Here is a 26,316-nt window from a genome sequence, read left to right as displayed (position 1 = left end):
GCGTACACCATGCGGTGCCGTTCGATGACCGACGTGGTCGGACGTTCGGCTCGGTCCAAAGACCAAAGCCGGAGGGTCGGTTACCCGCTCCCTCAGGACTCAACAGCGTGCCTACGCCAGCGCGAAAACGACTCAGAGGTTCCTGCGACCGAAGTCGCTGTACTGACCGGACGTCACTCGAACTGAGCGAACTAGTTAGTGTTCCACCCTTGAGCCACTCGCGCAGGACGTTCGCCTGCGAACGAGTGTTGGACCGAACTCCGTAGAGCCGGCCTTAGTGCTCCTTAGAAAGGAGGTGATCCAGCCGCACCTTCCGGTACGGCTACCTTGTTACGACTTCGTCCCAATCGCCAATCCCACCTTCGACGGCTCCCTCCACAAGGGTTGGGCCACCGGCTTCGGGTGTTACCGACTTTCGTGACGTGACGGGCGGTGTGTACAAGGCCCGGGAACGTATTCACCGCAGCGTTGCTGATCTGCGATTACTAGCGACTCCGACTTCATGGGGTCGAGTTGCAGACCCCAATCCGAACTGAGACCGGCTTTATGGGATTCGCTCCACCTTGCGGTATCGCAGCCCTTTGTACCGGCCATTGTAGCATGTGTGCAGCCCTGGACATAAGGGGCATGATGACTTGACGTCATCCCCACCTTCCTCCGAGTTGACCCCGGCAGTCTCCTATGAGTCCCCGACATTACTCGCTGGCAACATAGGACGAGGGTTGCGCTCGTTGCGGGACTTAACCCAACATCTCACGACACGAGCTGACGACAGCCATGCACCACCTGTGCAAGGCCCAAAAGGACCCCGTATCTCTACGAGATTTCCCTGCATGTCAAGCCCAGGTAAGGTTCTTCGCGTTGCATCGAATTAAGCCACATGCTCCGCCGCTTGTGCGGGCCCCCGTCAATTCCTTTGAGTTTTAGCCTTGCGGCCGTACTCCCCAGGCGGGGCGCTTAATGCGTTAGCTGCGGCACAGACCACGTGGAATGTGGCCCACACCTAGCGCCCAACGTTTACGGCGTGGACTACCAGGGTATCTAATCCTGTTCGCTCCCCACGCTTTCGCTCCTCAGCGTCAATATCGGCCCAGAGACCCGCCTTCGCCACCGGTGTTCCTCCTGATATCTGCGCATTTCACCGCTACACCAGGAATTCCAGTCTCCCCTACCGAATTCTAGCTTGCCCGTATCGGCTGCAGGCCCGGGGTTGAGCCCCAGGTTTTCACAGCCGACGCGACAAGCCGCCTACGAGCTCTTTACGCCCAATAATTCCGGACAACGCTTGCACCCTACGTATTACCGCGGCTGCTGGCACGTAGTTGGCCGGTGCTTCTTCTGCAGGTACCGTCACTTTCGCTTCGTCCCTGCTGAAAGAGGTTTACAACCCGAAGGCCGTCATCCCTCACGCGGCGTCGCTGCATCAGGCTTTCGCCCATTGTGCAATATTCCCCACTGCTGCCTCCCGTAGGAGTCTGGGCCGTGTCTCAGTCCCAGTGTGGCCGGTCGCCCTCTCAGGCCGGCTACCCGTCGTCGCCTTGGTAGGCCGTTACCCCACCAACAAGCTGATAGGCCGCGGGCCCATCCCTAGCCAGTAACCCTTTCCACTGCTGCAGATGCCTGCAGCAGTCGTATCCGGTATTAGCCCCGGTTTCCCGGGGTTATCCCAGTGCTAGGGGCAGGTTGCCCACGTGTTACTCACCCGTTCGCCGCTAGGACATCCCCCCGAAGGGAGAGCCTCGCTCGACTTGCATGTGTTAAGCACGCCGCCAGCGTTCGTCCTGAGCCAGGATCAAACTCTCCGTGAATGTTTATAGACACCAGCTAGAGAGCTGGAATGTCGACACAGAAAGTCGCCGTTCCTGAAAAACGGCTTCAATCACTGGTCATACGAGCTGACTGTTTAGCTTTGCCCGAAGGCATTGCTGAACGGAATTATCTTGCTCGATGTACCAAAGGAATCTCTTCCGTGACCGCGAACGATCACGAGACGAGAGTTATAAATATGGCACTAACTTTCGGCACGCTGTTGAGTTCTCAAGGAGCGGATGCGCACCGTCCGCGGCCGCTAGGCCGGTTCCGGGGCAACCCGAGATACATTAGCTGGTTGGTTCCGCACAGTCAAACACGACCTGCACCACCCAGACTCCCACTTGGTCGGGGCGCAGATAACATCCTGCCTCGTGCTTGGGGGAACTCCATCAGCCCGGCTCCACCAGCGTCCCGCGGCCTCTCGGCCTCGGCCCGCTTCGGTGTCTCCGTCGCGCTGACAGAGAGAACATTAGCTAGCGGGCCTCGCAACGTCAAATTCCTGGTGAAGACGCGTCGAGGCCTTAGATTTCGGGGGTTCCAGCCCTGATGCACCCCGATCTGATCGGCCGGAAGCCAGATCCGACTTGTGTGACGCCGACCACTCAAGGCTGAAAACCCCGGTTTTGCTGGGCCCCAGGACCTCACACCAGTCGTACGAGGCGTCGCTTGCCGTTGCTCAGGACCGCGTCCACGAGCTGCTCGCGCGCCAGGTCGTAGTGCCCGGAGGGGATGGCGACGCCATCGACCTTCACAGCCCCCGCATCGATCGCGCGCCGCGCTTCGCTGGAGCTGCCGGCGATCCCTGCGGCGACCATGAGCGCAGGGAGGTGCACCGGGTCGTCCGTCCCCAGCGGATGTTCCGGCACATCGGTGGGGATCTCGCGGCGCTTGAAGATCGCGTCGAAACGGCTCTCGGCGGCCGCGGCCTCGTCCGGGCCGTGGTAGAGCGCGACAACCTCGCGGGCCATCCGTCGCTTCGCGCCGTTGGCTCTCGCTCCCCCGGCGGCCACCTCGGCCTCAAGTTCGGCTACCTCGCGGGGATGGAGGGCGGTACAGAGCCGTGCGTAGAGCCCCACCACCGAGTCCGGGATGCTCATCAGCTTGCCGAACTGCTCGGCAGCCGGCTCCGCGATCGCGACGTAGTTGCCGAGCGACTTGCCCATCTTCTCGACGCCGTCGGTCCCCACCAGCAGCGGAACCGTGAGCACGGCCTGCGGGGCCTGACCGCGGGAGCGTTGCAGCTCCCGTCCGACGAGGTTGTTGAAGGTCTGGTCGGTGCCGCCCAGCTCGATGTCGGCGCGGATCTCCACCGAGTCGATCCCCTGGAGCAGCGGGTACACGAACTCGGAGAGGCTGATGGGCTGGTTGGACTTGAAGCGGCGCGCGAAGTCGTCACGTTCCAGCAACTGAGCCACCGTCACTTGCCGCGTGTAGCCCAGGATGTCGGCGAGACTCATGGTGCCGAGCCAGTCGGCGTTGTTCACGACCTCGGTTCGCTCCGGATCGAGGATGCGCATCAGCTGGTCGAAGTAGCCGCGGGCGTTGGCGATCACGTCGTCGGCGGACTGAGCCACCCGGGTCGCCGTCCGTCCCGACGGATCCCCCACCTGACCGGTGAAGCCACCCACCACCAGGACGGCCGTGTGACCCAAGTCCTGGAACTGCCGCAGCTTGCGCAGGACGACAGCGTGGCCGAGCGTCAGGTCCGTCCCCGAGGGGTCGATGCCGAGCTTGACCCGGAGGGGCCGATTCTCGCGCCGCGCGGCGAGAAGGCGCTCCTTCAGGCCGTCGGCGGGGAGGATCTGAGCGGCCCCGGAGGCCAAGATCTCGTAGGCATCGTCGAGGTCGTCCGGCAGGGAATCAGGCTGTTCGGTCGTCACACCCCTCAGTCTGCCGGGCCTCGAGGCGCCCGTCTCCGTCCACCCGCTTTGAAGGCCGACACCGACCCGGCATCGGCGAGCCAGAACCGCCAAGGACGCTCGGTGGCAACCGAGATCCCGACCCGCGGTCCGGTGGCGACTCCGTGCGGACGCCGGGAACGGACGTCGGACAACCGCACCGGCGACTCGGGGTCGGTCAGGTCCCGATCGTTGTCCGCTCCGGTGAGACCGAGACAGTTCGCCAGCCGGGCGGGGCCGCGGGCCAGATCCACGTCACGACGGCAGGCGGGGCGGCGTGCCCGGGCGACGTCGTGACCGGCGACGACCTCGCCGGCCCGGAGCAGGACGGCCGCCGCAGTGCCGTCCGGGCCGCAGACGACGTTGGCGCACCAGTGCATGCCGTAGCTGAAGTAGACGTAGAGCCGCCCCGGCGGTCCGAACATCACCGCCGTCCGCGGCGTCGGTCCGCGAAAGGCGTGGGAGGCCGGGTCGTCCCGACCCTCGTACGCCTCGACCTCCGTCAGCCGCACGGCCACCGTCGCGCCGCCGAGCTCCGAGGTCACGACGGCGCCGAGAAGGCGCGGCGCCACCGTGACAGCGGGCAGGGCGAGCCGGTCGCCGACGTCAGCCACCGGCGCCCGGCGCCGCCCCGGTGTCAGTCGACACCGGACTCCAACGCCGCGTGGTCGAGCGCGGTCTCGTCGACGGTGCGGTCCGGCGTCCCCTCGGTGGGGTACTCGGTGACGTGCTTGGCCTCCCCCGCCGGCAACGAGCCGAAGAGGGTGCCGTGCTCGACGAGCACCTGCCCCTCGTCCAGCGGCTGGGTCGCGTAGAGCTCCAGTTTGGTGCGCGAGTCGGCGATGTCGAGGTTGCGCATGGTGAGCTGGCCGATCCGGTCGGCGGGACCGAAGGCGGCGTTCTCGGTGCGCTCCATGGACAGCTTGTCCGGGTGGTAGCTGAGCGCGGGGCCGCGGGTGTCGAGCACGGTGTAGTCCTCGCCGCGCCGCAGTCGCAGCGTCACCTCGCCGGTGACGAGCGAGGCGATCCACCGGATGATCGACTCGCGGAGCATGAGCGACTGCGGGTCCAGCCAGCGTCCCTCGTAGAGGAGCCGGCCCAGCCGCCGTCCCTCGCCGTGGTAGTTCGCAATCGTGTCCTCGTTGTGGATCGCATTGAGGAGCCGCTCGTAGGCGATCCAGAGCAGCGCCATGCCCGGTGCCTCGTAGATGCCGCGGGACTTGGCCTCGATGATCCGGTTCTCGATCTGGTCGGACATCCCAAGGCCGTGGCGGCCGCCGATGCGGTTCGCCTCATGCACGAGAGCGACCGGGTCGTCGTAGTCGGTGCCGTTCACGGCGACGGGACGGCCGCGTTCGAAGCGGATCCGGACGTCTTCGCTGTCGATGCTCACGGACGGGTCCCAGAAGCGCACACCCATGATCGGCTCGACGGTCTCCAGCGAGACGTCCAGATGCTCCAGCGTCTTGGCCTCGTGCGTCGCGCCCCAGATGTTGGCGTCCGTCGAGTACGCCTTCTCCGAGCTGTCGCGGTAGGGCAGGCCGTGCTCGGTGAGCCACCGGCTCATCTCCGCGCGCCCGCCGAGCTCGGCGACGAAGTCGGCGTCCAACCACGGCTTGTAGATACGCAGGTCCGGGTTGGCCAGCAGCCCGTAGCGGTAGAAGCGTTCGATGTCGTTGCCCTTGTAGGTGGACCCGTCACCCCAGATGTGAACGCCGTCGTCCTTCATGGCTCGCACGAGGAGCGTGCCGGTGACGGCACGTCCCAACGGCGTGGTGTTGAAGTAGGCACGGCCGCCGGACCGGATGTGGAAGGCGCCGCAGGTGAGCGCGGCCAACCCCTCCTCCACCAGCTCCTTACGGCAGTCCACGGCTCGGGCCAGCTCGGCGCCGTAGGCCATCGACCGCGCCGGGACTCCGCTGATGTCCGGCTCGTCGTACTGACCGATGTCGGCGGTGTAGGTGCAGGGCACCGCGCCCTTGTCGCGCATCCAGGCGACGGCGACGGAGGTGTCCAGACCGCCGGAGAAGGCGATGCCGACGCGCTCGCCGACGGGCAGGGAGCTCAGAACCTTGCTCACGAGATGTCGATGTCCTTCAGGTCGTGTGCGGGTGGGGTGGTGTGGGGCAGCGTCAGGAGGTGGTCGGCGAGCGCGCGGCCACCGAGCGGATCGCGCGCTACCACCAGGATGGTGTCATCACCGGCGATGGTGCCGAGGACGTCGGGCAGGCCGGCGCGGTCGAGCGCGGACGCGAGGTAGTGCGCGCCACCGGGCCTGGTGCGCAGGACGACGAGGTTGGCGCTCACCTCGGCACTGGTGAGCAACTCCCCCACCAGCCGGGCCAGCCGCTGCGGCGTGGCGTCGCCGGCCGAACGCGCGGTGAGCGGCGAGCCGTCCTCCGGGACGACGTAGACCGGCAGGCCGCCGTCCGGCGTCCGGAGCTTGACGGCACCGAGTTCGTCGAGGTCTCGCGACAGCGTCGCCTGCGTCACGTGCACGCCGGCGGCGTCCAGCAGTGAGGCGAGTTCCGCCTGCGATCGGACCTGCTGGGACTCCAGCGTGGCCACGATGCGGGCGTGCCGCGCCGCCTTCGACGTCACCGGGCGGTCACTGACCGTCATGATCGTTCCAGCAGGAAGGTCAGCAGCGCCTTCTGCGCGTGCAGCCGGTTCTCGGCCTCGTCCCAGACCACCGACTGCGGCCCGTCGATGACCTCGGCAGCGATCTCGCTGCCCCGGTAGGCGGGCAGGCAGTGCAGCACGATGGCGTCCGCGGCCGCGCGGGCGACCGCGGCCTCGTCGAGGGCGTAGCGGCGGAAGGGAGCCTGTCGGTCGTCCTTCTCCGCCTCCTGTCCCATCGAGACCCAGGTGTCGGTCGCGACGGCGTCCGCGCCGTCGAGGGCGGCGTGCGGATCCTCGGTGACGAGGACGCTGCCACCGGTACCGGCTGCGATCCTCGTCGCGGCATCGACGATCGTGGGATCGGGCTGGTACCCGGCCGGGCCGGCGATCCGGACGTGCAGTCCGGCCGCCGCCCCGCCGAGCAGGTAGCTGTTCGCCATGTTGTTGGCCGCGTCGCCGAGGTAGGCGAAGGTGAGGCCGGCGAGGCGCTGCTTGTGCTCGCGGATCGTCAGCAGATCGGCGAGGATCTGGCAGGGGTGGAAGTCGTCAGTGAGGGCGTTGACCACCGGCACGGGGCTCAGCTCCGCCATCTCCTCGAGACGGTCCTGACCGTAGGTGCGCCAGACGATGGCGGCGACCTGCCGCGAGATCACCCGCGTCACGTCCGCGACCGACTCGCGTGTACCGATGTCGGCGAGGCGGCCGTCCACCACGACGGGCGAGCCGCCCAGCTCGCTGACGCCGACCGAGAAGGAGAGCTGCGTGCGCAGCGTCTGCTTGTCGAAGATCAGCGCGACGCTGCGCGGACCGGCGAGGGGCCGCCGGGCGAAGCGATCAGCCTTCAGCTCGTCGGCGAGGTCGAGCACGCCGAGCAGTTCGTCGGGCGAGAGGTCGTCGTCGCGCAGGAAGTGTCTAGGCATGGGCCGACTCCGTCGCGGTGACCTCGGCGAGGGCGGCGGCGAGCAGGGGAACGGCCTCGTCCACCTCGGCCTCGGTGAGGATGAGCGGCGGCGCGAGGCGGAGGGCGTCGGGTCTGACGGCGTTGACCAGCAGGCCCCGCGCCCGGGCCGCGGCCTCCACGGCGGCAGCCCGGTCGGCGGTGAGGGCGAGGGCGCGCCACAGTCCCGAGCCACGGACACCCGCGACGAGAGGGTCGGCGATGCCGCTCAGCCGGTCGGCGAGGTGCTCACCGACACGCTTGACGTTGTCGAGCAGGTGGTCCGAGGCGATGGTCTCCAGGACGGCGAGCGCCGCGGCGCAGGAGACGGGACTGCCCCCGAAGGTGCTGCCGTGGTCGCCGGGCGCAAAGAGCTCGCCCGCCGCGCCGATGCCGATACAGGCACCGATGGGCAGGCCACCGCCCAGGCCCTTGGCGAGGGTGATGACGTCCGGTCGGACGCCCTCGGCCTGGCTGGCGAACCAGTGTCCGGTACGGCCGATACCGCTCTGCACCTCGTCGACGATCATGATCGCCCCGGCGGCGTCGCAGATATCGCGCACTTCTGCGAGAAATCCGGTGGGGGGTGGGACGACGCCACCCTCGCCCAGCGTCGGCTCGACGATGACGGCCGCTGTGGCGTCGCTGACGGCAGCCCGCAGCGCCTCGCTGTCGCCGTAGTCGACGAAGGTCACCGGACCGGGCAGCGGCGCGAAGGGCTCACGTTTGGCGGCGTTGCCGGTGACGGCGAGCGCCCCCATGGTGCGGCCGTGGAAGCTACGGTGGCACGACACCACCTCGCCGCCGGGACGGTGTTTGCGGGCCAGCTTGAGCGCGGCCTCGTTGGCCTCGGCGCCGCTGTTGGCGAAGAAGACCCGGCCGGGCAGACCCAGCAGTTCGACCAGCCGTTCGGCAAGCCGCACCCCCGGCTCGTGCATGGCGAGGTTGGAGGTGTGCGCCAGCGTCGCAACCTGCCGCGACACCGCGTCGACCAGGGCGGGATGCGCGTGGCCGAGCGCGGAGACCGCGATGCCCCCGACGAAGTCCAGGTACTCCGCGCCGTCGACGTCGGTGACGCGGACCCCACGGCCGCTGGCCAGGGCCAGGGGCGGGGTGCCGTAGTTGTTCATCATGACGGCCTGCCACCGTGCTGCGGTGCTCATGCGTGTGCTCCTTTGCTCGGCAGAACCATGGTGCCGATACCGCTGCTGGTGAAGATCTCGAGCAGCAACGCGTGCTCGACGCGGCCGTCCAGCACGTGGGCCCGCGGGACACCGCCCTCGACTGCCCGCAGGCAGGCCTCCATCTTGGGGACCATGCCGCTGGCCAGGCCGGGCAACAGCACGGCCAGGGCCTCGGCGTCGATCTCGCTGATGACCTCGCTGCTGTCGGGCCAGTCCGCGTAGAGCCCTTCGACGTCGGTCAGCACGATGAGCTTCTCGGCCTCGAGACCGACCGCGACGGCCGCGGCCGCGGTGTCGGCGTTGACGTTGTAGGTCAACCCGTCCAGTCCCCGGGCGACGGTGGCGATGACGGGGATCCGGCCGGCGTCGAGCAGGGCGTGGATGGCTGACGGATCGACGGCGACGACGTCCCCGACCTGACCGATGTCGACGGGCTCGCCGTCGACGACGGCGTGGCGGCGCTCGGCGGTGAGCAGGCTGGCGTCCTCACCGGAGAGTCCGATGGCGAAGGTGCCGTGGTCGTTGAGCAGATTGACGATCTCGGCGTTGACGTCGCCGGTGAGGACCATGCGCACGATGCGCACCATCTCCGGCGTGGTGACCCGAAGCCCGCCCTTGAACTCCGACGCCATGCCGAGCCGCGCCAGGTGTTCGGTGATCTGCGGCCCGCCACCGTGGACGATCACCGGCTTGAGACCGGCGTAGCGCAGGAACATCACGTCCTCGGCGAAGGCCTGCTGCAACTCGGGGCTGGTCATGGCGTTGCCGCCGTACTTGACCACGATGATCTTGTCGTGGAACCGGGAGAGCCACGGCAGGGCGTCGACGAGGGTGGCCGCCTGGTGCCGGGCGCGTTCGATGTCGCGGGTCATGAGCTGTAGGCCGAGTTCTCTTCGACGTAGTCGTGGGTCAGGTCGTTGGTCCAGACGGTGGTGCCGGCGTCGCCGGCGTGCAGGTCGATCGCGATGCTGACCGCACGGCCGGTGAGGTCCACGCCTTCGCGGGGCTCGCCGGCGGCACCGCCGCGGCAGATGCGCACGCCGTTGATGTCGACGTCGACCCGATCGGGCTCGAAGGTGGCCGTCGTGGTGCCGATGGCAGAGAGGACCCGTCCCCAGTTCGGGTCGTTGCCGAAGAGCGCGCACTTGAGCAAATTGCTGCGGGCCACCGCGCGTCCCACCTCGAAGGCGTCGGCCTCGCTCGCCGCCCCGCGGACGTCGATGGTGATCTCCTTCGATGCGCCTTCGGCGTCGGCCAGCAGCTGCAGGACGAGATCGTGGCAGATCTCGTCGACGGCCTCAGCGAGTTCGGCCTCCTCGGCCGTGATCCCGCTGGCTCCGCTGGCGAGCAGCAGGACGGTGTCGTTGGTGGACATGCAGCCGTCGGAGTCGATGCGATCGAAGGTCCGCGGCATCGCGGCGCGCAGGATGCGATCCAGCGTCGCGGCATCGGCCACCGCATCGGTCGTGATGACGCAGAGCATCGTCGCGAGGGCCGGGGCGAGCATGCCGGCGCCCTTGGCCATGCCGCCGACGGTCCAGCCGTGGCGGGTGACGCAGGCCGTCTTGGCGCGGGTGTCCGTGGTCCGGATCGCCTCGGCGGCGTCGTCCCCGCCCCCGGCGCTGAGCCCGGTCGCGGCCGCGTCGACGCCGCTCAGCAGCTCTGGCATCGGCAACCGGACACCGATGAGACCGGTCGAGCAGACGGCGACGTCGACGGCGCTGAGCGACAGCACCTCCGCGACGTGCTCGGCGGTGCGGTGGGTGTCGGCGAAGCCGTCCGGGCCGGTACACGCGTTGGCACCACCGGAATTGAGCACGACCGCGCGAAGCCGGCCGTCGGTGAGGGCCTGCTGCGACCAGACCACCGGTGCGGCGCGAAAACGGTTCGCGGTGAAGACACCGGCGGCGGCGTCGAGCGGGCCGTCGTTGACGACCAGCGCCACGTCCGGCGCACCGGTGGTCTTCAGCCCCGCCGCGACGCCTGCGGCACGGAAGCCCCGGGCTGCGGTCACGCTCACGGCGCCACCCCGTCCACGGCGAGGCCGGCCGTCTCGTCCAGGCCGAGCATCAGGTTGGCCAGCTGCAGCGCCTGCCCGGCCGCGCCCTTGCCGAGGTTGTCCAGGGCGCTGGTGACGATGATGCGGCCGGTGTCCCGGTCGATCACCGCCTGCAGGTGGGCGCTGTTCGATCCGAGGGTCGCCGAGGTCCGAGGTTGCCGGCCCTCGGGCAGCACGTGGACGAAGGGCTCGTCGGCGTAGGCGTCGAGCAGTACCGCCCGGACCTCCGCCGCGCTCGGCCGACCGACGGGGCGCAGCGCCACCGTCGCCAGGATCCCCCGGGGCATCGGCAGCAGCGTCGGGACGAAGGTGAGGCCGGTGAGCCCCGTCGCCTGCTTGATCTCCGGCGTGTGCCGATGCGCACCCACCTTGTAGGCGGTGTGGTCCCCCATGACCTCGCTGCCGAGCAGGTTCACCGCCGCCGCGCGCCCTGCCCCGGAGGTCCCGCTGGCCGAGGTGACGACGGCATCGTCGGGATCGGCTATCCCGGCCGCGACGAGCGGGGCCACGGCGAGGATCGCGGTCGCGGCGTGGCAGCCGGTGTTGGCGACCTGAGTGGACGAGACGATCTGCTCCCGCTGTCCGGGGAGCTCGGGCAGGCCGTAGGTCCAGGCCGGCGCGTACTCGCCGCCGTAGTAGCGGGCGTGGGCATCGGGGTCCGTGAGCCGGTGGTCCGAGCCGAGGTCGACGACGCGGACGCCCGCGGGCAGCTCCGCCGCCAGTGCTGCCGAGGCGCCATGGGGCAGGGCGAGGAAGACGAGATCGGCGTCGGCCAGGACGTCCGCCGACGTCGGCGCGAAGGTCAGCTCGGCCAGCGAGCGCAGATGGCCGTGGACATCGCCCACCCGTTGACCGGCGTTGCTCTGCGCGGTCACGGCGGCGATCTCGAGGCCGGGGTGAGCCGAGACGAGGCGCAGCAGCTCGCCCCCTGCGTACCCGCTCGCGCCGGCGACGGCGATCCGGAATCCCATACGCAGGATTATGCAGTACCCCGCAACTTCATACGCGAGCGGGTCGGGCCAGGATGTACCGGTGACCCCGCCCCCGCTGGCCGAGCGCCTGCGTCATCTGGAGCAGGAGGCGGTGGCGCGGCTTCAGCCCGCCGTCGCCGACTACGTCGCCGGCGGTTCCGGAGACGAGATCAGCCTCGACGCCGCGGAGTCAGCATGGCGACGGCACCGCTTCGCGCCCCGGGTGCTGCGGGACGTCTCCGCTGTCGACACCCGGGTGTCGCTGTTCGGTGTCGAACTGCCCTCCCCCGTGGCGGTGGCCCCGGTGGGGTACCAGCAGCTGCTGCACCCCGACGGCGAGGCCGCCGTCGCAGCCGGTGCCGGGGCGCACCTCGTGGTGACCTCGGCGCGGGCCGATGTCGCGGTGGCGACGATTGCCGCAGTGCGGGCGGGACGGCCGTGGTGGCAGCAGCACTACGTGACCGCCGACCGGGGCGTGGGCGACGCGCTCACCGACCGGGCGGTCGCGGCTGGGGCGACGGCCGTCGTCCTCACCGGTGACACGCCGTACGTCGCGGCCAAGCGGCGTCAGGGGCGGCTGCGTACGCTGCCCCCCGGCGCCGAGCAGGCCCCCGCCACGCTCGCCGACATCGACCGGCTGGCCTCGCGCACCGGGCTCCCGGTGCTGGTCAAGGGGGTGCTGCGAGCCGACGACGCCCGCGCGGTGGTCGACGCCGGCGCCGCGGGGATCGTGGTGAGCAACCACGGCGGCCGGCAGCTGGACCGGGCCGTGGCCCCCGCCGATGCCCTCGCCGGCGTCGTGACCGCGGTGGGCGGCGAGGTCCCGGTGCTGGTGGACGGTGGAGTGCGCAGCGGCCATGACGTGCTCGTCGCTCTCGCCCTCGGCGCCACCGCCGTCCTCGTCGGACGTCCGATCGCCTGGGCCCTCGCCGCCGGTGGGGCCGACAGGATCCGGGACGTCCTCGACGCCTACACCGCCGAGACGGCCCACGTCATGGGCCTGGCGGGGTGCGCGAGCAGGTCCGAGGTGACCCTCGACCTCCTCGTCGGGTGATCAGCGCAGCCGCGCGCCGTGGCGCTCGACTGCGGCGGCCACCGCCGCGTCGCGAGCCGATGTCGCCTCCTCGACGGTGAGCGTGCGGTCGGGCGCACGGAAGCGCAGCGCGTAGGTCAGCGACCGCACCCCGGAGCCGAGCCGGTCGGCGTCGGCGTACACCGCGAAGAGCCGGACGGACTCCAGCAACGGTCCCGCGGCGTCGCGCAGCGTGGCCGCGACGTCCCCGGCCGCGACGCCGTCGTCGACGACCAGGGCGACATCGAGCAGCACCGGCGGGAAGGCCGAGATCTCCGGAGCCCGTGCCGGCGCCGGGACATCGAAGGCGTCGAGATCGAGCTCGACCGCGCAGGCGCGCTCGGGCAGGTCGAGCGCGGCGACCACCCTCGGATGGAGCTCACCGGCGTGTCCCACGACGGTCTCGCCGAGGCACAGCTCGGCGCACCGGCCGGGATGCCAGGGGGCCAGGGTGGCCGGACGCACCGTGAGTTCGGCTCGCGCCGCGGTCGCGACGGTGCGCGCGAAGGCGATGGCGTCGGACCAGTCCGCCGGGCGGGCCTCGCCCCACCACCCGCGCGGCTCCCGGTTCCCGGTGAGGACGGCCGCGATGTGGGTGGGCTGATCCGGCAGTGCGGCGTCCAGCGCGGCGATCTCCTCGTCGCTCGGTCGCGCCGCGATGCCGGGGAGGGCGGGCGGCGCAGCAGCCGGCCGCGGGAGGAAGACCAGACCGGTCTCGAAGAGCGCGAGATCCCGGCAGCCGCGGCCGAGGTTGCGTGCCGCCACGCCGAGCAGCCCGGGCAGCAGCGAGGTGCGCAGCTCGGGCTCGTCGTCCGAGAGCGGGTTCACCAGTCGAGCGGCACGGCGCCGCGGGTCGTCAGCGGCCAGACCGAAAGTGTCGTGGACAGCCGGTGAGACGAACGGGTACGCCAGCACCTCGGTGTACCCGTCGCCGGCGACGGCCCGGGTGACGGCGCGACGCAACTGCTGCCGTCCGGTGAGCCCGCGACCGGCCGGCGCCGACGGCAACAGGGACGGCAGGCGGTCGTACCCGGCGAGGCGGACGACCTCCTCGATGAGGTCGGCGGGGACGAGCAGGTCCGGACGCCAGCTGGGCGGCTGCACCTGCAGCACCTCGCCACCGTCGACAGTGCAGCCGACGGCCTCGAGGTGGGCGACGACGTCCTCGCGCGGGATCGACATGCCGGCCAGCTGCTCGGAGCGCTGCCAATGCATCGTGATCAGGGGGGCGGGTGGGACCTCGCCCACCACGGTGTAGCCCGCGACGTCGGTAGCGCCGCCGTGCTCGACGAGCAGCCGCACGCACCGCTCGAGCGCCGAGCCGGCGATCTCGGGGTCCACACCGCGCTCGAAGCGGCGGGCCGCCTCACTGGGCAGCTTGTGGCGACGGACGGTGCGCGCGACCACATCGGGCAACCAGGTGGCGGCCTCGAGCAGGACGGTCGTGCTCTCGCTGCCGATCTCCGTCGACGCCCCGCCCATGACGCCGGCGAGCGCCACCGGCCCGGAGTCGTCGGTGACGACGACATCGGTGGCGGCCAGCGTGCGGGTCTGGTCGTCCAGCGTGACGAGCTTCTCGCCCGCGGTGGCGTAGCGGACGCCGATGCCACCGCGGAGCTTGTCGCGATCGAAGGCGTGCAGCGGCTGTCCGGTCTCGAGCATGACGTAGTTCGTCACGTCCACGGCCAGCGAGATGGACCGGATGCCGCACTGCCGCAGCCGGGTGGCCATCCACTCCGGCGACGGGGCCGCCGGGTCGAGGCCGGTGACGGCGCGCGCCGAGAACCGCAGGCAGGCAGCCGGGTCGATCGTCACCTCGCCGGCACCGCCGTCGACGGTGGGCAGTGGCAGCGTGACGTCCCGGAAGGGCACGCCGAGTGCCGCCGCCGCCTCACGGGCCAGGCCACGGATCGACATCGTGTAACCGCGGTCGGTGGTGACGGCGACGTCCAGCACGGCGTCGGTGAGACCGAGCAGCGGCAGCGGGTCGTCGCCGGGCTCGGCACTGCCCGCCGGCAGCACCAGGATGCCGTCGTGGTCGTCGCCGATGCCAAGCTCGCGGACCGAGCAGATCATGCCGTCGCTGACGTGGCCGTAGGTTTTGCGCGCGGCGATCGCAAATCCACCGGGCAGCACGGCACCGGGCAGCGACACCACCACGAGGTCGCCGGGGCCGAAGTTGTGGGCGCCGCAGACGATGCCGCGGGGAGCACCGTCGACGTTGTGGGCGCCGACGTCCACCTGGCACCAGTTGATCGTCTTGCCGTTCTTCTGCGGCTCCGGCTCGGCCGAGACGACGCGGCCGACGACGATGGGACCGCTGAGCTGGTCGGCGCCCGATTCGACGCTCTCGACCTCCATGCCGACGCCGATGAGCGCGTCGGCGAGCTGGCGCGGGGTCAGTCCGGCGGGCAGGTCGACGTACTCGGCGAGCCAGCTGATCGGCGCCTTCATGCTTCCACTCCGAACGCCTGCGTGAATCGGAGATCGCCCTCGACGATGTCGTGCATGTCGGCGACGCCGCTGCGGAACATCAGCGTCCGCTCGATCCCCATGCCGAAGGCGAAGCCGGTGTAGCGCTCGGCGTCGATGCCGCAGGCGGCGAGCACGCGCGGGTCGACCATGCCGGAACCGCCCCACTCGATCCAGCCCTCGCTGCTGCAGGTGCGGCAAGGGCGGTCGGGGTTGTCGACGGAGTCTCCCTTGCAGACGAAGCAGAGCAGGTCCAGTTCGGCCGACGGCTCGGTGAACGGGAAGTAGTGCGGGCGCAGTCGGGTCACCATGTCGGGGCCGAACATGGCGCGGGCCATGTGGTCCAGGGTGCCCTTGAGGTGGGCCATCGTCAGGCCCTCGTCGACGGCCAAACCTTCGAGCTGGTGGAACACCGGGGTGTGGGTGGCGTCCAGCTCATCGGTGCGGAACACCTTGCCGGGGCAGACGATGTAGATCGGTGGTTCCTTGGCCAACATGGCGCGGATCTGCACCGGCGAGGTCTGCGTCCGCAGCACCACGCCCGAATCAGCGGAGCCGACGTAGAAGGTGTCGGAGAGCTCGCGCGACGGGTGCTCCGTCGGCGTGTTCAGGGCGTCGAAGTTGAACCAGCTGCCCTCGGCCTCCGGTCCCTCGGCTACCTCCCAGCCCATCGCGACGAAGACGTCGCTGATGTGCTCCATCACCGTGGTGAGCGGATGGCGGGCACCGGCGGGACGGCGGTCGGTCGGCATCGTGACGTCCACGGCCTCCTCGACGAGGACGCGGGCGTCGCGCTCGGCTTCGAGCTCGGCCTCGCGGGCGACGAGCGCCTGCTTGACGCGACCGCGGGCAGGGCCGAGGCGCTTGCCTGCGGCAGCGCGCGCGGCCGGGGGCAACGCCCCGATCTCGCGATTGGCCAGGGCCAGCGGCGAGCGGTCCCCGGCGTGGGCCAGGTTGGCCGCCTTGAGCTCGTCGAGGGTGGTGGCGGCGGAGATCGCGGCGAGGGCGGCCTCGACATTGGCGTCGATGGCGTCCTGCTGCAGGGCGGCGACCTCGACCGGGTCGAAGTTCTGACTGGTCATCTGTCTCTCGGGTGTCGGGCGGACACGCCCGGCTGTCAGCTCAGGCGCGCGGACGGAGAGCGGCCGCAAGCCGCGCGGCGAACAGCGCGTCGGACCGGGTCATGCCTGCAGCCTATCGCGGGGTGTCGGGCGGGTTCACCGGCACACGAACCAGTCGCCGAGTGGTCGATTTCTCGCCCGAGTGGCCGCGACGCGGCGACCACTGGGGACCGAAATCGACCACTCGGCCTGGGGTGGCGAGGGTCGTTCACGTGGCGAGGGTCGTTCACGTCGCGAGGGCGGCGTAGCGGCCGGCGTCGGCCAGCAGGCTGTCATGGGTGCCACGCTCGACGATGCGGCCGTGATCGACCACGGCGATCTGGTCGGCGTCGCGGACCGTCGAGAGCCGGTGGGCGATGGTGATGGTGGTGCGTCCGCGGGACAGTTCGTCGAAGGCGAGCTGCACGGCGCGCTCGGTCTCGTTGTCCAGGGCGCTGGTGGCCTCGTCCAGGACGAGGATCTTCGGGTCCCGCAGCAGCGTGCGCGCGATCGCGAGCCGCTGCTTCTCGCCACCGGAGAACCGGTAGCCGCGCGAGCCCACCATGGTGTCGTAACCGTCCGGCAGTCGCGAGATCAGCTCGTGGATCTGTGCTGCCTTCGCGGCCGCCACGATCTCGTCGTCGGTGGCGTCCGGCTTGGCGTAGCGCAGGTTGTCGCCGACGGTCGCGTGCAGCAGGTAGGTGTCCTGACTGACGACCCCGACCAGCGCCGCGACGTCGGAGAGTCGCAGGTCGCGCAGGTCCACACCGTCGACGGTGATGCGGCCGCCGGTGGGGTCGTAGAGGCGCGAGGTCAGCGCGGCGAGTGTGCTCTTGCCGGAGCCGGTCTCACCGACCAGGGCCAGTGTCGTGCCGGCGGGGACATCGAGGTCCACGCCCGCCACCGCGGCCGAGTCGCTGCCGGGGTACTCGAAGGTCACCGACTCGAAGCGGACATGGCCCGCGACGGTGTCGAGGTCGAGGTCGACCGGCTCGGCCGGGTCGGCGACGTCGACGGGCAGGTCCAGGTACTCGAAGATGCGCGCGAAGAGGGCCAGCGAGCTGGTGACCGTCACGCCGACGTCGAGCAGCCCCATCAGCGGCATGAACAGACCGGACTGCAGCGTGGTGAAGGCGATGATGGTGCCGATGCTCATGGAGCCGGCGGTCATGGGCAGGCCGGCGCTGAGGTAGATGACGGCGGGAATCGCGGCGAAGAGCACCCGCATCACCGCCATCCGCCACCGGCCGGCGAGATCGGAGCGGAGCTCCAGGTCGATGAGCCGCGCCGACGAGGCGGTGAAGCGGTCGATGAGCGCGGGGCCGGTCCCCATCGTCTTGGCGAGCTGGACTCCGCTGATGGAGAGCCCCTCGTCGATGGTGACGTTGAGGTCGGCGAGCTCGGCCTGGCGCTGCGCCGTGACCTGCCGGCGCATGCGGGCCACGCGGCGGGTCAGCAGGATCGACGGCGGCATGACCACGAGGGTGATCAGCGACAGCTGCCAGCTCAGCGCGACCATGGCGACCGCGGTCGCGACGACCGTCGTGAGGTTGGCGGCGATGCTGGTGGCCGTCGACGTGACGACCGACTGCATCCCGCCGATGTCGTTGGTGATCCGTGACTGGACCTCGCCCGTACGGGTGCGGGTGAAGAAAGCCATGGACTGCCGCTGCAGGTGACCGAAGACGTCGACGCGCAGCGTGTGCATGACCTGCTGTCCGACCTTGGTGCTCACCCAGGTCTGCACGACGCCCAGCACGGCGGTGATGCCGGGGACGGCGACCATCCCGGCGGCAAGCCAGACGAGCAGCGTGACGTCCTGCCGCGGCAGCGCGGTGTCGATCACGGCCTTGAGCAGGAACGGCGACGCCATGCCGAGCACGGCGGCAACCACGATGATCGCGGTGACCAGGCCGAGCTGGGCGCGATACGGACGGAACAGTCCGCCGATTCGGCGCAGCGAGACGCCGCGCGCCTGCGCCTTCTCGGCGGCGGTGGGCTTCTTGGCGGGGCCACCGGGGCGACCACCACCGAACATGGGGCTCGTCATACGCAGACGACCTCTCTCTCGGGACTCGGGGACATTGCTGAGGTTACCTCACAATGAGGCTGAACAACAATGTTCGGTAGGCTGTTCCCATGGCCGACCGGGATGCCGAGCTCGAGGCGCTCACCAATGCCTTCTGGAGCGTCGCCCGCCGGATGCGTCACGGCACGCAGCAGACGCTGGCGCCCTTCGACCTCTCCCCCGCCCAGTCGCGCGCGCTCGGCACGCTGATGCGGCGCGGCTCGATGCGGCCGGGCGCCCTGGCCGACAAGCTCGGCATCGCACCGCGCTCAGCCACCGAGGTCGTCGACGCCCTGGAGTCGCGCGGACTCGTCGAACGGACACCGGACCCGTCTGACCGGCGGGCAACGTTGGTGGTGCCGACCGACGCGGGCCGCGAGCTGATGTTCAAGATCCGCGAGGCGCGGATGGCCGAGAGCGACGAGCTCTTCGCCCGCCTCAGCGCCGCCGATCGTGCCGAGCTGATGCGGATCCTGCTCGCGCTGGAGGACTAACCGGCGCGGGTGGCCACCCGGCGCAGCTCGGCGCAGAGGTCCTCGCCGGCGGCGAGCAGTCCCGGCCGCAGCGAGTGGTCGACCAGCAGAGCACGGAAGGCGTCCGGCACGGTGACGTCGTGGTCCGGGCGGTGGACGACCTCGATCCGGTCGCCGGCACTGATCGTGCCGGGAGTGATCACCCGCAGGTAGGCGCCGGACCGGCCGTCCTCGGTGAACCGGCGCAGCCAACCGCGCACCTGCATCGCCTGCCGGAAGGTCTGACACGGAATGCGTGGCGCGGTCACCTGCAGCTCGACCGCCCCGATCCGCCACCGTTCGCCGAGGACGGCGGCATCGACAGCCAGCCCCTGCGTCGTGAGGTTCTCGCCGAAGGCTCCGTCGGGCAGCTCCCGGCCGAGGACGTCCTGCCAGTGGTCCAGCACCTCGCGGGCGAAGGCGTAGACGGCCTGGTCGTCGCCGCCGTGATGGCGCTGATTGCCGATGCGATCCCCGACGAGTCCACTGCCGAGACCGCCGCGCTTGGGACCGGGCGCGCGCACGTCGACCGGTCCGGCGACCGATCGCTTGCCGATCCCGGTGTCCTTGCCCCGCGGCTGCGCGACGAAATCCGGTGCGAGGTTGACGGAACGGACGATCACGACGGCGACCGGTGGGCGCGGGCGCTGGCATAGAGGCAGACGGCCGCGGCGACGGCGAGGTTGAGGCTCTCGGCGCGGCCGTGGATCGGGATGCGGACGCCGGCATCGGCGGCGGCCAGCACCGGCTCGGGCAGGCCGTGGGCCTCGGTCCCGAAGAGCCAGGCGGTCGGTCGCCGGAGCGTCCCGTCGTCGGCGAGCGCGTCGAGGTCCTGCTCGGCGTGTCCGGTGGTGGCCAGCGTGAGCAAGCCGGCCGCGGAGGTGTCCGCGACGACGTCACCCACCCGCGCCTCCACTACCGGCAGATGGAAATGGCTGCCCGCGGCGGCGCGCACGACCTTTCCGTTGTACGGATCCACGCCGCCGTCCAGGACGACGGCGTCGGCTCCGGCGGCGTCCGCGGTCCGGATGACGGTGCCGAGATTGCCGGGGTCGTTCGGCTCGACCAGCACGGCCAGCAGTCGCGGCCGGCCGGCGAGGACGTCGCCCAGCGTGGTGGTCGGCCGGGCGCAGACAGCGATCAGCCCCTGCGGGGTGACGGTCTCCGACAGCGCGGCGGCGTCCTTGACCGAGATCTCCGCTGCATCGGCGGTGAGCTCGGGGTGGCGATCCATCGCCTCGGCGGTCGCGAAGCTCTCGAGAACTGCGTCCGCGGCGAGCGCCTCGCGGACCGCCTGCGCCCCTTCGACCAGGAAACGCCCGGTCTCGCGCCGCGCGGTCCGTCGGGTGAGACGGCGCGCGGCCGCGAGCCGGGCGTTGCTGCTACTGAGCAGTTCAGGCAGCCGGGGACTGGGCGGCGGCGCCGCCGATGCCCTCGGCCTGGACCGCGGCGCGGCTGATCTCGACCAGCGCGGCGAAGGCGGCCGGGTCGCTGACGGCGAGCTCGGCGAGGACCTTGCGGTCGGTCTGGATGCCGGCCAGCCGCAGACCCTGCATGAAGCGGTTGTAGGTCATGTCGTTGGCGCGGGCCGCCGCGTTGATGCGGGTGATCCACAGCTGGCGGAAGTCGCCCTTGCGCTGCTTGCGGTCGCGGTACTGGTAGGTCGACGAGTGGAGCAGCTGCTCCTTCGCCTTGCGGTAGAGCCGCGAGCGCTGGCCGCGGTAACCGCTGGCTGCTTCGAGGGTCGTCCGGCGCTTCTTGTGGGCGTTCACTGCCCGCTTGACGCGTGCCACGGTGTGTTCCTTGCTCTCGGGCGTCGCACGCGGAGCGCGCGACGCGGGGGTTCAGCGGGAGACGGTCTACAGACCGAGCAGCTTCTTCACGCGACGGGTGTCGGCGGCAGCCACGGGGCTCGTGCCGGTGAGACGACGCTTGTGGCGCGACGTCTTGGACTCGAACTTGTGCTGGACGTTGGCGCGCTCGCTGCGGATCTTGCCGGTGCCGGTCACCCGGAAGCGCTTCTTCGTCCCGCTGTGGGTCTTGTTCTTGGGCATGAGGGTTCCTTCGTCGGTGGTACTGGTGCTCGGGTCTGCTACTCGGCGGGGGCCGCGTCGGCCGGTGCCGGTGCGGCATCCGGGCGCGGCATCTTCACGGCCTTGGTCGATCGGTGAGGCGCGACGACCATGACCATGTTGCGCCCGTCCTGCTTGGGCGAGGACTCGACGAAGCCGAGCTCCGTGATGTCCTCGGCGAGACGCTGCAGCAGCCGGAAGCCGAGCTCCGGGCGGGACTGCTCGCGGCCACGGAACATGATCGTGACCTTGACCTTGTCGCCGGCCTTGAGGAACCGCTCGACGTGACCCTTCTTCGTCTCGTAGTCGTGCGAGTCGATCTTCGGCCGCAGCTTCATCTCTTTGATGACGGTCAGCGTCTGATTACGGCGGTTCTCGCGGTCCTTCTGGGCCGCCTCGTACTTGAACTTGCCGTAGTCCATGAGCTTGCAGACTGGCGGACGCGCCATCGGTGCGACCTCGACGAGATCCAAGTCCGACTCGGCGGCGAGTTCCAGGGCCTTGCCGATCGGCACGATGCCGACCTGCTCGCCCTCGGGACCGACGAGGCGTACTTCGGGAACACGGATCCGGTCGTTGATCCTGGCTTCGGAGCTGATGGGACCTCCTACGGTCTGTCTGTGGGGTGGCGGTGCCCGTCCATGTGAAAGGCCCCGCTCGCTGGTGCTCGCGGGGCCCTCGTGGACTTCCGACCGGTCCTGGCACGCGTCGGCGTACCCGACGTGCCGGCACGGCCGGACGTCGTGGACCGGACCCGGCGCGCCGGTGATGCTGCGGCTCGGGTGGGAGGCTGGAGGGCTTCCGCTTGCACACCCTGTCGGTGAAGGCAGGGCTGGTCGCGTCCCAGCATAGCCGATCACCGGGCTGACCCCAATTCCCCGCCGCAGAGTTGTCGTACCCCGTGGGCAGGATGTCGGCATGCACTCCTTCTCACCCGCCACGCAGGCCTGGCTGGACGGCGCCTTCGCCGCGCCGACAGCGGCCCAGACGGGCGCGTGGGACGCGGTCGCCGCCGGCGATCACACCCTCGTCGTGGCCCCGACCGGCTCGGGCAAGACGCTCGCCGCCTTTCTCTCCGCGCTGGACCGGCTCGCGGCCGAGGCCGCCCCCGAGGATCCGCAGCGGCGCTGCCGAGTCCTCTACATCAGCCCCCTCAAGGCGCTGGCCGTCGACGTGGAGCGCAACCTGCGCGGTCCGCTGGCCGGGATCCGCCAGGCCTCGGCGCGGCTCGGCCTGCCGGAGCCGGAGGTGTCGGTCGCCATGCGCTCGGGCGACACGCCTGCCGACGAGCGTCGGCTCTTCGCACGACGGCCGTCCGACATCCTCATCACCACCCCCGAGTCGCTCTTCCTGCTGCTCACCTCGGCCGCGCGGGAGTCACTGCGGGGCGTGGACACGGTGATCGTCGACGAGGTCCACGCCGTCTGCTCGACCAAGCGCGGGGCGCATCTGGCCGTCTCCCTCGATCGGCTCGACCGGCTGCTGGACCGCCCGGCCCAGCGCATCGGGCTCTCGGCGACGGTGCGGCCGGTGGACGAGGTCGCCACCTTCCTCGCGGGCGGGCGGCACGTCACGATCGTCCAGCCCGAGTCCACGAAGACGGTCGAGCTCCAGGTCGTGGTCCCGGTGGAAGACATGTCCGCGATCGGCGAGCCGAACGACGATCTCACCGGTGCCGCCGCCGGATCGCAGCGCCGGACCTCGATCTGGCCCCACGTCGAGGAGCGGGTCCTCGACCTCGTCCAGGACCACCGCTCCACCATCGTCTTCAGCAACTCCCGTCGGCAGGCCGAGCGGCTGACCTCCAGGTTGAACGAGCTGGCCACCGAACGGGCAGGCCTGGAACCAGCGACGGACGCCTCGCCGGCGCAGCTGATGGCCCAGGCGGGTTCGGGCAACCCGGCCGGGGAGATCACGGTCGCCAGGGCGCATCACGGGTCGGTGTCGCGGGAGCAGCGCTCGATCGTGGAGGAGGAGCTGAAATCCGGACGGATCCCCGCCGTCGTGGCCACCTCGTCCCTCGAGCTCGGCATCGACATGGGTGCCGTGGACCTGGTCGTGCAGATCGAGTCGCCGCCGTCGGTGGCCGCCGGGCTGCAGCGCGTGGGTCGCGCCGGGCACCAGGTGGGCGCGGTGTCGCGGGGCGTCATCTTCCCCAAATTCCGCGGGGACCTGCTCGAGTGCGCGGTCGTCGCCGAACGGATGCGGGACGGACAGATCGAGTCCATGCGCTACCCCCGCAACCCTCTCGACGTGCTGGCCCAGCACATCGTGGCAATGCTCGCGCTCGAGCCGATGACCGTCGACGAGGTCGAGGAACTCGTCCGGCGGGCAGCGCCGTTCGCCGGGCTGCCGCGCTCCGCCCTCGAAGGTGTGCTGGACATGCTGGCAGGCCGCTATCCCTCCGACGCTTTCGCCGAGCTGCGCCCGCGCATCATCTGGGATCGCGTCACCGGTGAGCTCACCGCCCGCAAGGGGGCGCAGCATCTCGCCGTCACCAGCGGCGGGACGATCCCCGACCGGGGACTCTTCGGCGTCTTCCTCGCCACAGGCGAGGGTCCCGGCCGACGGGTCGGCGAGCTGGACGAGGAGATGGTCTACGAATCGCGGGTGGGCGACGTCTTCCTGCTCGGCTCGTCGTCCTGGCGCATCGAGGACATCACCCACGACCGCGTGCTCGTCACCCCGGCGCCCGGCGAGGTCGGCAAGATGCCGTTCTGGAAGGGCGATCAGCCGGGACGACCCGTCGAGCTCGGCCGCGCGCTCGGCGCCTTCCTGCGTGAGCTGGCCAGCTCTCCCGCCGATCAGGCGACCGCCCGCGCCAAGGCTGCGGGGTTGGACGAGTGGGGAACGTCCAACCTGCTCGCCTATCTCGCCGAACAGCGCGAGGCGACGCATCACCTGCCCGACGACCGGACGGTGCTGGTCGAACGCTTCCGCGACGAGCTCGGCGACTGGCGGCTGGTCATCCACTCGCCGTTCGGCGCGCCGGTCAACGCGCCGTGGGCGCTGGCCATCGCGGCCCGGCTCCGGGAGCGCTACGGCCTCGAGGTCTCGGCGATGCACAGCGACGACGGGATCGTGCTGCGGCTCCCCGAGACCGACGCCGAGCCGCCCGGTGGCGACATCGCGATCTTCGAGGCGGACGAGATCGAGGCCATGGTCACCGGAGAGGTCGGCGGCTCCGCGCTCTTCGCCTCCCGGTTCCGCGAGTGCGCGGCGCGCTCGCTACTGCTGCCCCGCCGCGACCCACGCCGCCGGACGCCGCTGTGGCAACAGCGCCAGCGTGCCAGTCAGCTGCTCCAGGTCGCCGGCGAGTACGGCGACTTCCCGGTCGTGCTCGAGGCCATGCGCGAGTGCCTGCAGGACGTCTTCGACGTCCCCGGCCTGGTCGGGCTGATGCGCGATGTCGCCTCGCGCCAGGTCAAGCTGGTCGAGGTCGAGACACCGTCCGCCTCGCCCTTCGCACGGTCGCTGCTCTTCGGCTACGTCGGCGTCTTCCTCTACGAGGGCGACGCGCCGCTGGCCGAGCGACGGGCGCAGGCGCTGTCGCTGGACTCGGCACTGCTGGCCGAGCTGCTGGGCGCCACCGACCTGCGCGAGCTCCTCGATTCGGAGGCGATCGAGCAGGTCGAGGCCGAGATCGCCCGTCTCGCCGAGGATCGCCACGCTCGTGGTCCGGACGGCGTCCACGACCTGCTGCGGGCCGTCGGCGACCTGACCACGGCCGAGGCGGTGGCGCGCGGTGCGACACCGCAGGATCTCGCCGCGCTGGAGGAGGGCCGGCGCGCCATCCGGGTCCGCATCGCCGGCGACGAGCGCTGGCTGGCCATCGAGGACGCCGGCCGCGTTCGCGATGCGCTCGGCTCCGCACTGCCCGTCGGGGTGCCCGAGGCCTTCACCGAGCCAGTGAAGGACCCTCTCGGCGACCTGGTCTCGCGGTACGCGCGCACCCATGGTCCGTTCGTGGCGGCCGACGTCGCGGCGCGGCTGGGGCTCGGTGTCGCGGTGGTGTCGTCGGTGCTGGCGCGACTCGGGGCGTCGGGGCGGCTCGTCCAGGGCGAGTTCCGTCCGGGGGGCATCGCCACGGAGTGGTGCGACGCCGAGGTGCTGCGCGCGATTCGTCGCCGCTCGCTCGCCGCGCTGCGCAAGGAGGTCGAGCCGGTCCCGCCCGAGGCGCTGGCACGCTTCATCCCGTCCTGGCAGGGGCTGGGCACGCGATCGTCCCGCGGCGTCGACGGGCTGCTGCGCGCCGTCGAGCAGTTGGCCGGCGTCGCGGTGCCGGCGAGCGCGCTCGAGACGCTGGTGCTGCCCAGCCGCGTCACCGGCTACTCCCCCGCCCTGCTCGACGAGCTGACGCTCTCCGGCGAGGTGGTCTGGGCCGGGGCCGGATCGCTGGCCGGCAAGGACGGCTGGATCACCCTCGCGCCGGCCGATCTGGCGCCGCACATCCTGCCGGCGCCCGACGAGGTGGACGACCCGCTGGCACGGTCGCTTGCCGACGCCCTCGGCAGGGACGAGGCGCTCTTCTTCAAGGCCCTCGTCGACCGCGCGATGGCCACCGCCGAGACGTTCGAGAACGACGAGGCCGTCATCCGCGCGGTCTGGGACCTGGTCTGGGCCGGCGTGCTCACCAACGACACCCTCGCTCCGATCCGCTCCCTGCTCGACGGTGGCAGGCGCACCGCGCACACCCGCAAGCCCCGCGCCCCGCGGAGCCGATACGGCCGCCACGGCGGTCTGACCGCGCCGGGCGGCGGTCCGAGCAAGCAGCGCCCGACGCCCTACGGCATGGGCGGCCGCTGGTCGGCGGTGCCGCCGCGTGACGAGGACCCCACCCGACGCGCGCTGGCGGCCGCCGACGTCCTGCTGGACCGGTACGGGCTCGTCACCCGCGGGTCAGTGGCCGCCGAGCGGGTGACAGGCGGTTTCGCCGCCGTCTATCCGGTGCTGAAGGCAGCGGAGGAGTCGGGTCGCGCCCGCCGCGGGTACTTCGTCGAGGGGCTCGGCGCGGCGCAATTCGCTCTCCCCGGCGCCGTCGACCGGCTGCGCGGCGAGGCACGGCCGCTGGACGCCCGCGCCGCCGAGGGCGTCACCGCGCTGGTCCTCGCCGCCACGGATCCCGCGAACCCGTACGGAGCCGCGCTGCCGTTCCCGCAGGCCCCGAGCGGCGACGACGGCAAGCGCGGTCACCAGGCGGCGCGCAAGGCAGGCGCGCTGGTGGTGCTGGTCGACGGCGCCTGCGTCCTCTACGTCGAGCGGGGCGGACGGACGCTGCTCTCCTTCACCGAGGATGCCGCCGTGCTGCAGCCGGCGGCCGACGCGCTCGCCCTCGCCGTGCGCGACGGGGCCCTGGGACGGCTACAGGTCGAGAAGGCCGATGGCGCCCCAGTGCTCGCCTCGACCCTCGGCGACGCGCTCACCCGGGCCGGCTTCCGGCCAACCCCTCGCGGTCTGCGGCTCCGCGCGTGACGACCGACCTGCGCACGGTCGAGGGCCGTCGCGTGTTCCGGAGCCACGGTCCCGGCCGAGGGAGG

Annotated in this window: 20 protein-coding genes and 1 rRNA gene; 3 read left to right on the top strand and 18 right to left on the bottom strand. The window is 70.9% G+C overall.

Going from position 1 to position 26,316, the window contains the following annotated elements; genetic code table 11:
- Positions 1–288 precede the first annotated feature (288 nt).
- The 10 genes from AC0NZQ_RS20575 to argC form a co-directional block, all read right to left on the bottom strand.
- A 16S ribosomal RNA gene (locus tag AC0NZQ_RS20575) occupies positions 289–1,808 on the bottom strand.
- A 645-nt stretch (positions 1,809–2,453) separates the two neighbouring features.
- A complete protein-coding gene (tyrS, locus tag AC0NZQ_RS20570) occupies positions 2,454–3,692 on the bottom strand; it encodes a tyrosine--tRNA ligase (RefSeq protein ID WP_474531949.1) in 1,239 nt (412 codons plus the stop codon).
- 5 nt (positions 3,693–3,697) lie between these two features.
- Entirely contained in the window at positions 3,698–4,324 is a 627-nt protein-coding gene (locus AC0NZQ_RS20565) for a DNA-3-methyladenine glycosylase (protein ID WP_474531948.1), read from the bottom strand.
- Positions 4,325–4,347: 23 nt separating this feature from the next.
- Positions 4,348–5,790, bottom strand: coding sequence for an argininosuccinate synthase (argG, locus tag AC0NZQ_RS20560; RefSeq protein ID WP_474531947.1), 1,443 nt, complete (start codon positions 5,788–5,790; stop codon positions 4,348–4,350).
- Positions 5,787–6,332, bottom strand: a complete 546-nt coding sequence (locus AC0NZQ_RS20555; RefSeq protein ID WP_474531946.1) for an arginine repressor — start codon at positions 6,330–6,332, stop codon at positions 5,787–5,789. Before AC0NZQ_RS20555 ends, argG begins: the two co-directional genes overlap by 4 nt.
- Positions 6,329–7,252: an ornithine carbamoyltransferase gene (argF, locus tag AC0NZQ_RS20550; RefSeq protein ID WP_474531945.1), complete on the bottom strand. Its 924-nt coding sequence runs from the start codon at positions 7,250–7,252 to the stop codon at positions 6,329–6,331. The genes AC0NZQ_RS20555 and argF overlap by 4 nt, the downstream gene beginning before the upstream one ends.
- Complete coding sequence (locus tag AC0NZQ_RS20545; protein WP_474531944.1) at positions 7,245–8,432, bottom strand: acetylornithine transaminase; 1,188 nt, start codon at positions 8,430–8,432, stop codon at positions 7,245–7,247. Before AC0NZQ_RS20545 ends, argF begins: the two co-directional genes overlap by 8 nt.
- Entirely contained in the window at positions 8,429–9,325 is an 897-nt protein-coding gene (gene argB, locus AC0NZQ_RS20540; RefSeq protein WP_474531943.1) for an acetylglutamate kinase, read from the bottom strand. The genes AC0NZQ_RS20545 and argB overlap by 4 nt, the downstream gene beginning before the upstream one ends.
- A complete protein-coding gene (gene argJ, locus AC0NZQ_RS20535; RefSeq protein ID WP_474531941.1) occupies positions 9,322–10,473 on the bottom strand; it encodes a bifunctional glutamate N-acetyltransferase/amino-acid acetyltransferase ArgJ in 1,152 nt (383 codons plus the stop codon). Before argJ ends, argB begins: the two co-directional genes overlap by 4 nt.
- Positions 10,470–11,483, bottom strand: coding sequence for an N-acetyl-gamma-glutamyl-phosphate reductase (gene argC, locus AC0NZQ_RS20530; protein ID WP_474531940.1), 1,014 nt, complete (start codon positions 11,481–11,483; stop codon positions 10,470–10,472). The genes argJ and argC overlap by 4 nt, the downstream gene beginning before the upstream one ends.
- Positions 11,484–11,544: 61 nt before the next feature.
- Between argC and AC0NZQ_RS20525 the strand changes: the two genes are divergently transcribed.
- Positions 11,545–12,537 (top strand): alpha-hydroxy acid oxidase, encoded by a 993-nt coding sequence (locus AC0NZQ_RS20525; protein WP_474531939.1) that lies wholly within the window; start codon positions 11,545–11,547, stop codon positions 12,535–12,537.
- Here AC0NZQ_RS20525 and pheT read toward each other — a convergent pair whose 3' ends face one another.
- The 3 genes from pheT to AC0NZQ_RS20510 all read right to left on the bottom strand — a co-directional run bounded on the left by pheT (position 12,538) and on the right by AC0NZQ_RS20510 (position 18,177).
- Entirely contained in the window at positions 12,538–15,009 is a 2,472-nt protein-coding gene (pheT, locus tag AC0NZQ_RS20520; RefSeq protein WP_474531938.1) for a phenylalanine--tRNA ligase subunit beta, read from the bottom strand.
- Positions 15,006–16,109 carry a phenylalanine--tRNA ligase subunit alpha gene (pheS, locus tag AC0NZQ_RS20515; protein ID WP_474531937.1) on the bottom strand — a complete coding sequence of 368 codons (1,104 nt, stop codon included), beginning with the start codon at positions 16,107–16,109 and terminating at the stop codon, positions 15,006–15,008. Before pheS ends, pheT begins: the two co-directional genes overlap by 4 nt.
- 265 nt (positions 16,110–16,374) lie before the next feature.
- Positions 16,375–18,177 (bottom strand): ABC transporter ATP-binding protein, encoded by a 1,803-nt coding sequence (locus AC0NZQ_RS20510; protein WP_474531935.1) that lies wholly within the window; start codon positions 18,175–18,177, stop codon positions 16,375–16,377.
- A gap of 89 nt (positions 18,178–18,266) precedes the next feature.
- On the opposite strand from AC0NZQ_RS20510, the gene AC0NZQ_RS20505 reads away from it, so the two are divergent.
- Positions 18,267–18,689: a MarR family winged helix-turn-helix transcriptional regulator gene (locus AC0NZQ_RS20505; RefSeq protein WP_474531934.1), complete on the top strand. Its 423-nt coding sequence runs from the start codon at positions 18,267–18,269 to the stop codon at positions 18,687–18,689.
- Here the strand turns inward: AC0NZQ_RS20505 and AC0NZQ_RS20500 are convergent.
- The 5 genes from AC0NZQ_RS20500 to infC form a co-directional block, all read right to left on the bottom strand.
- Complete coding sequence (locus AC0NZQ_RS20500; protein WP_474531933.1) at positions 18,686–19,330, bottom strand: MOSC domain-containing protein; 645 nt, start codon at positions 19,328–19,330, stop codon at positions 18,686–18,688. The genes AC0NZQ_RS20505 and AC0NZQ_RS20500 overlap by 4 nt on opposite strands.
- Entirely contained in the window at positions 19,327–20,109 is a 783-nt protein-coding gene (locus tag AC0NZQ_RS20495) for a TrmH family RNA methyltransferase (RefSeq protein WP_474532047.1), read from the bottom strand. The genes AC0NZQ_RS20500 and AC0NZQ_RS20495 overlap by 4 nt, the downstream gene beginning before the upstream one ends.
- The gene (rplT, locus tag AC0NZQ_RS20490) at positions 20,102–20,500 is read right to left on the bottom strand and encodes a 50S ribosomal protein L20 (protein ID WP_474531932.1); all 399 of its coding nucleotides are present in this window, start codon (positions 20,498–20,500) and stop codon (positions 20,102–20,104) included. Before rplT ends, AC0NZQ_RS20495 begins: the two co-directional genes overlap by 8 nt.
- A gap of 66 nt (positions 20,501–20,566) precedes the next feature.
- Complete coding sequence (gene rpmI / locus AC0NZQ_RS20485) at positions 20,567–20,761, bottom strand: 50S ribosomal protein L35 (protein ID WP_474531931.1); 195 nt, start codon at positions 20,759–20,761, stop codon at positions 20,567–20,569.
- A 38-nt stretch (positions 20,762–20,799) separates the two neighbouring features.
- Positions 20,800–21,378: a translation initiation factor IF-3 gene (gene infC / locus AC0NZQ_RS20480; RefSeq protein ID WP_474532046.1), complete on the bottom strand. Its 579-nt coding sequence runs from the start codon at positions 21,376–21,378 to the stop codon at positions 20,800–20,802.
- Between the two features lie 319 nt (positions 21,379–21,697).
- On the opposite strand from infC, the gene AC0NZQ_RS20475 reads away from it, so the two are divergent.
- A complete protein-coding gene (locus tag AC0NZQ_RS20475) occupies positions 21,698–26,251 on the top strand; it encodes an ATP-dependent helicase (RefSeq protein ID WP_474531930.1) in 4,554 nt (1,517 codons plus the stop codon).
- Positions 26,252–26,316 lie beyond the last annotated feature (65 nt).

Source organism: Jatrophihabitans sp. sgz311053, from assembly GCF_056135305.1.
This window is presented reverse-complemented; position numbering and strand designations above follow the sequence as displayed.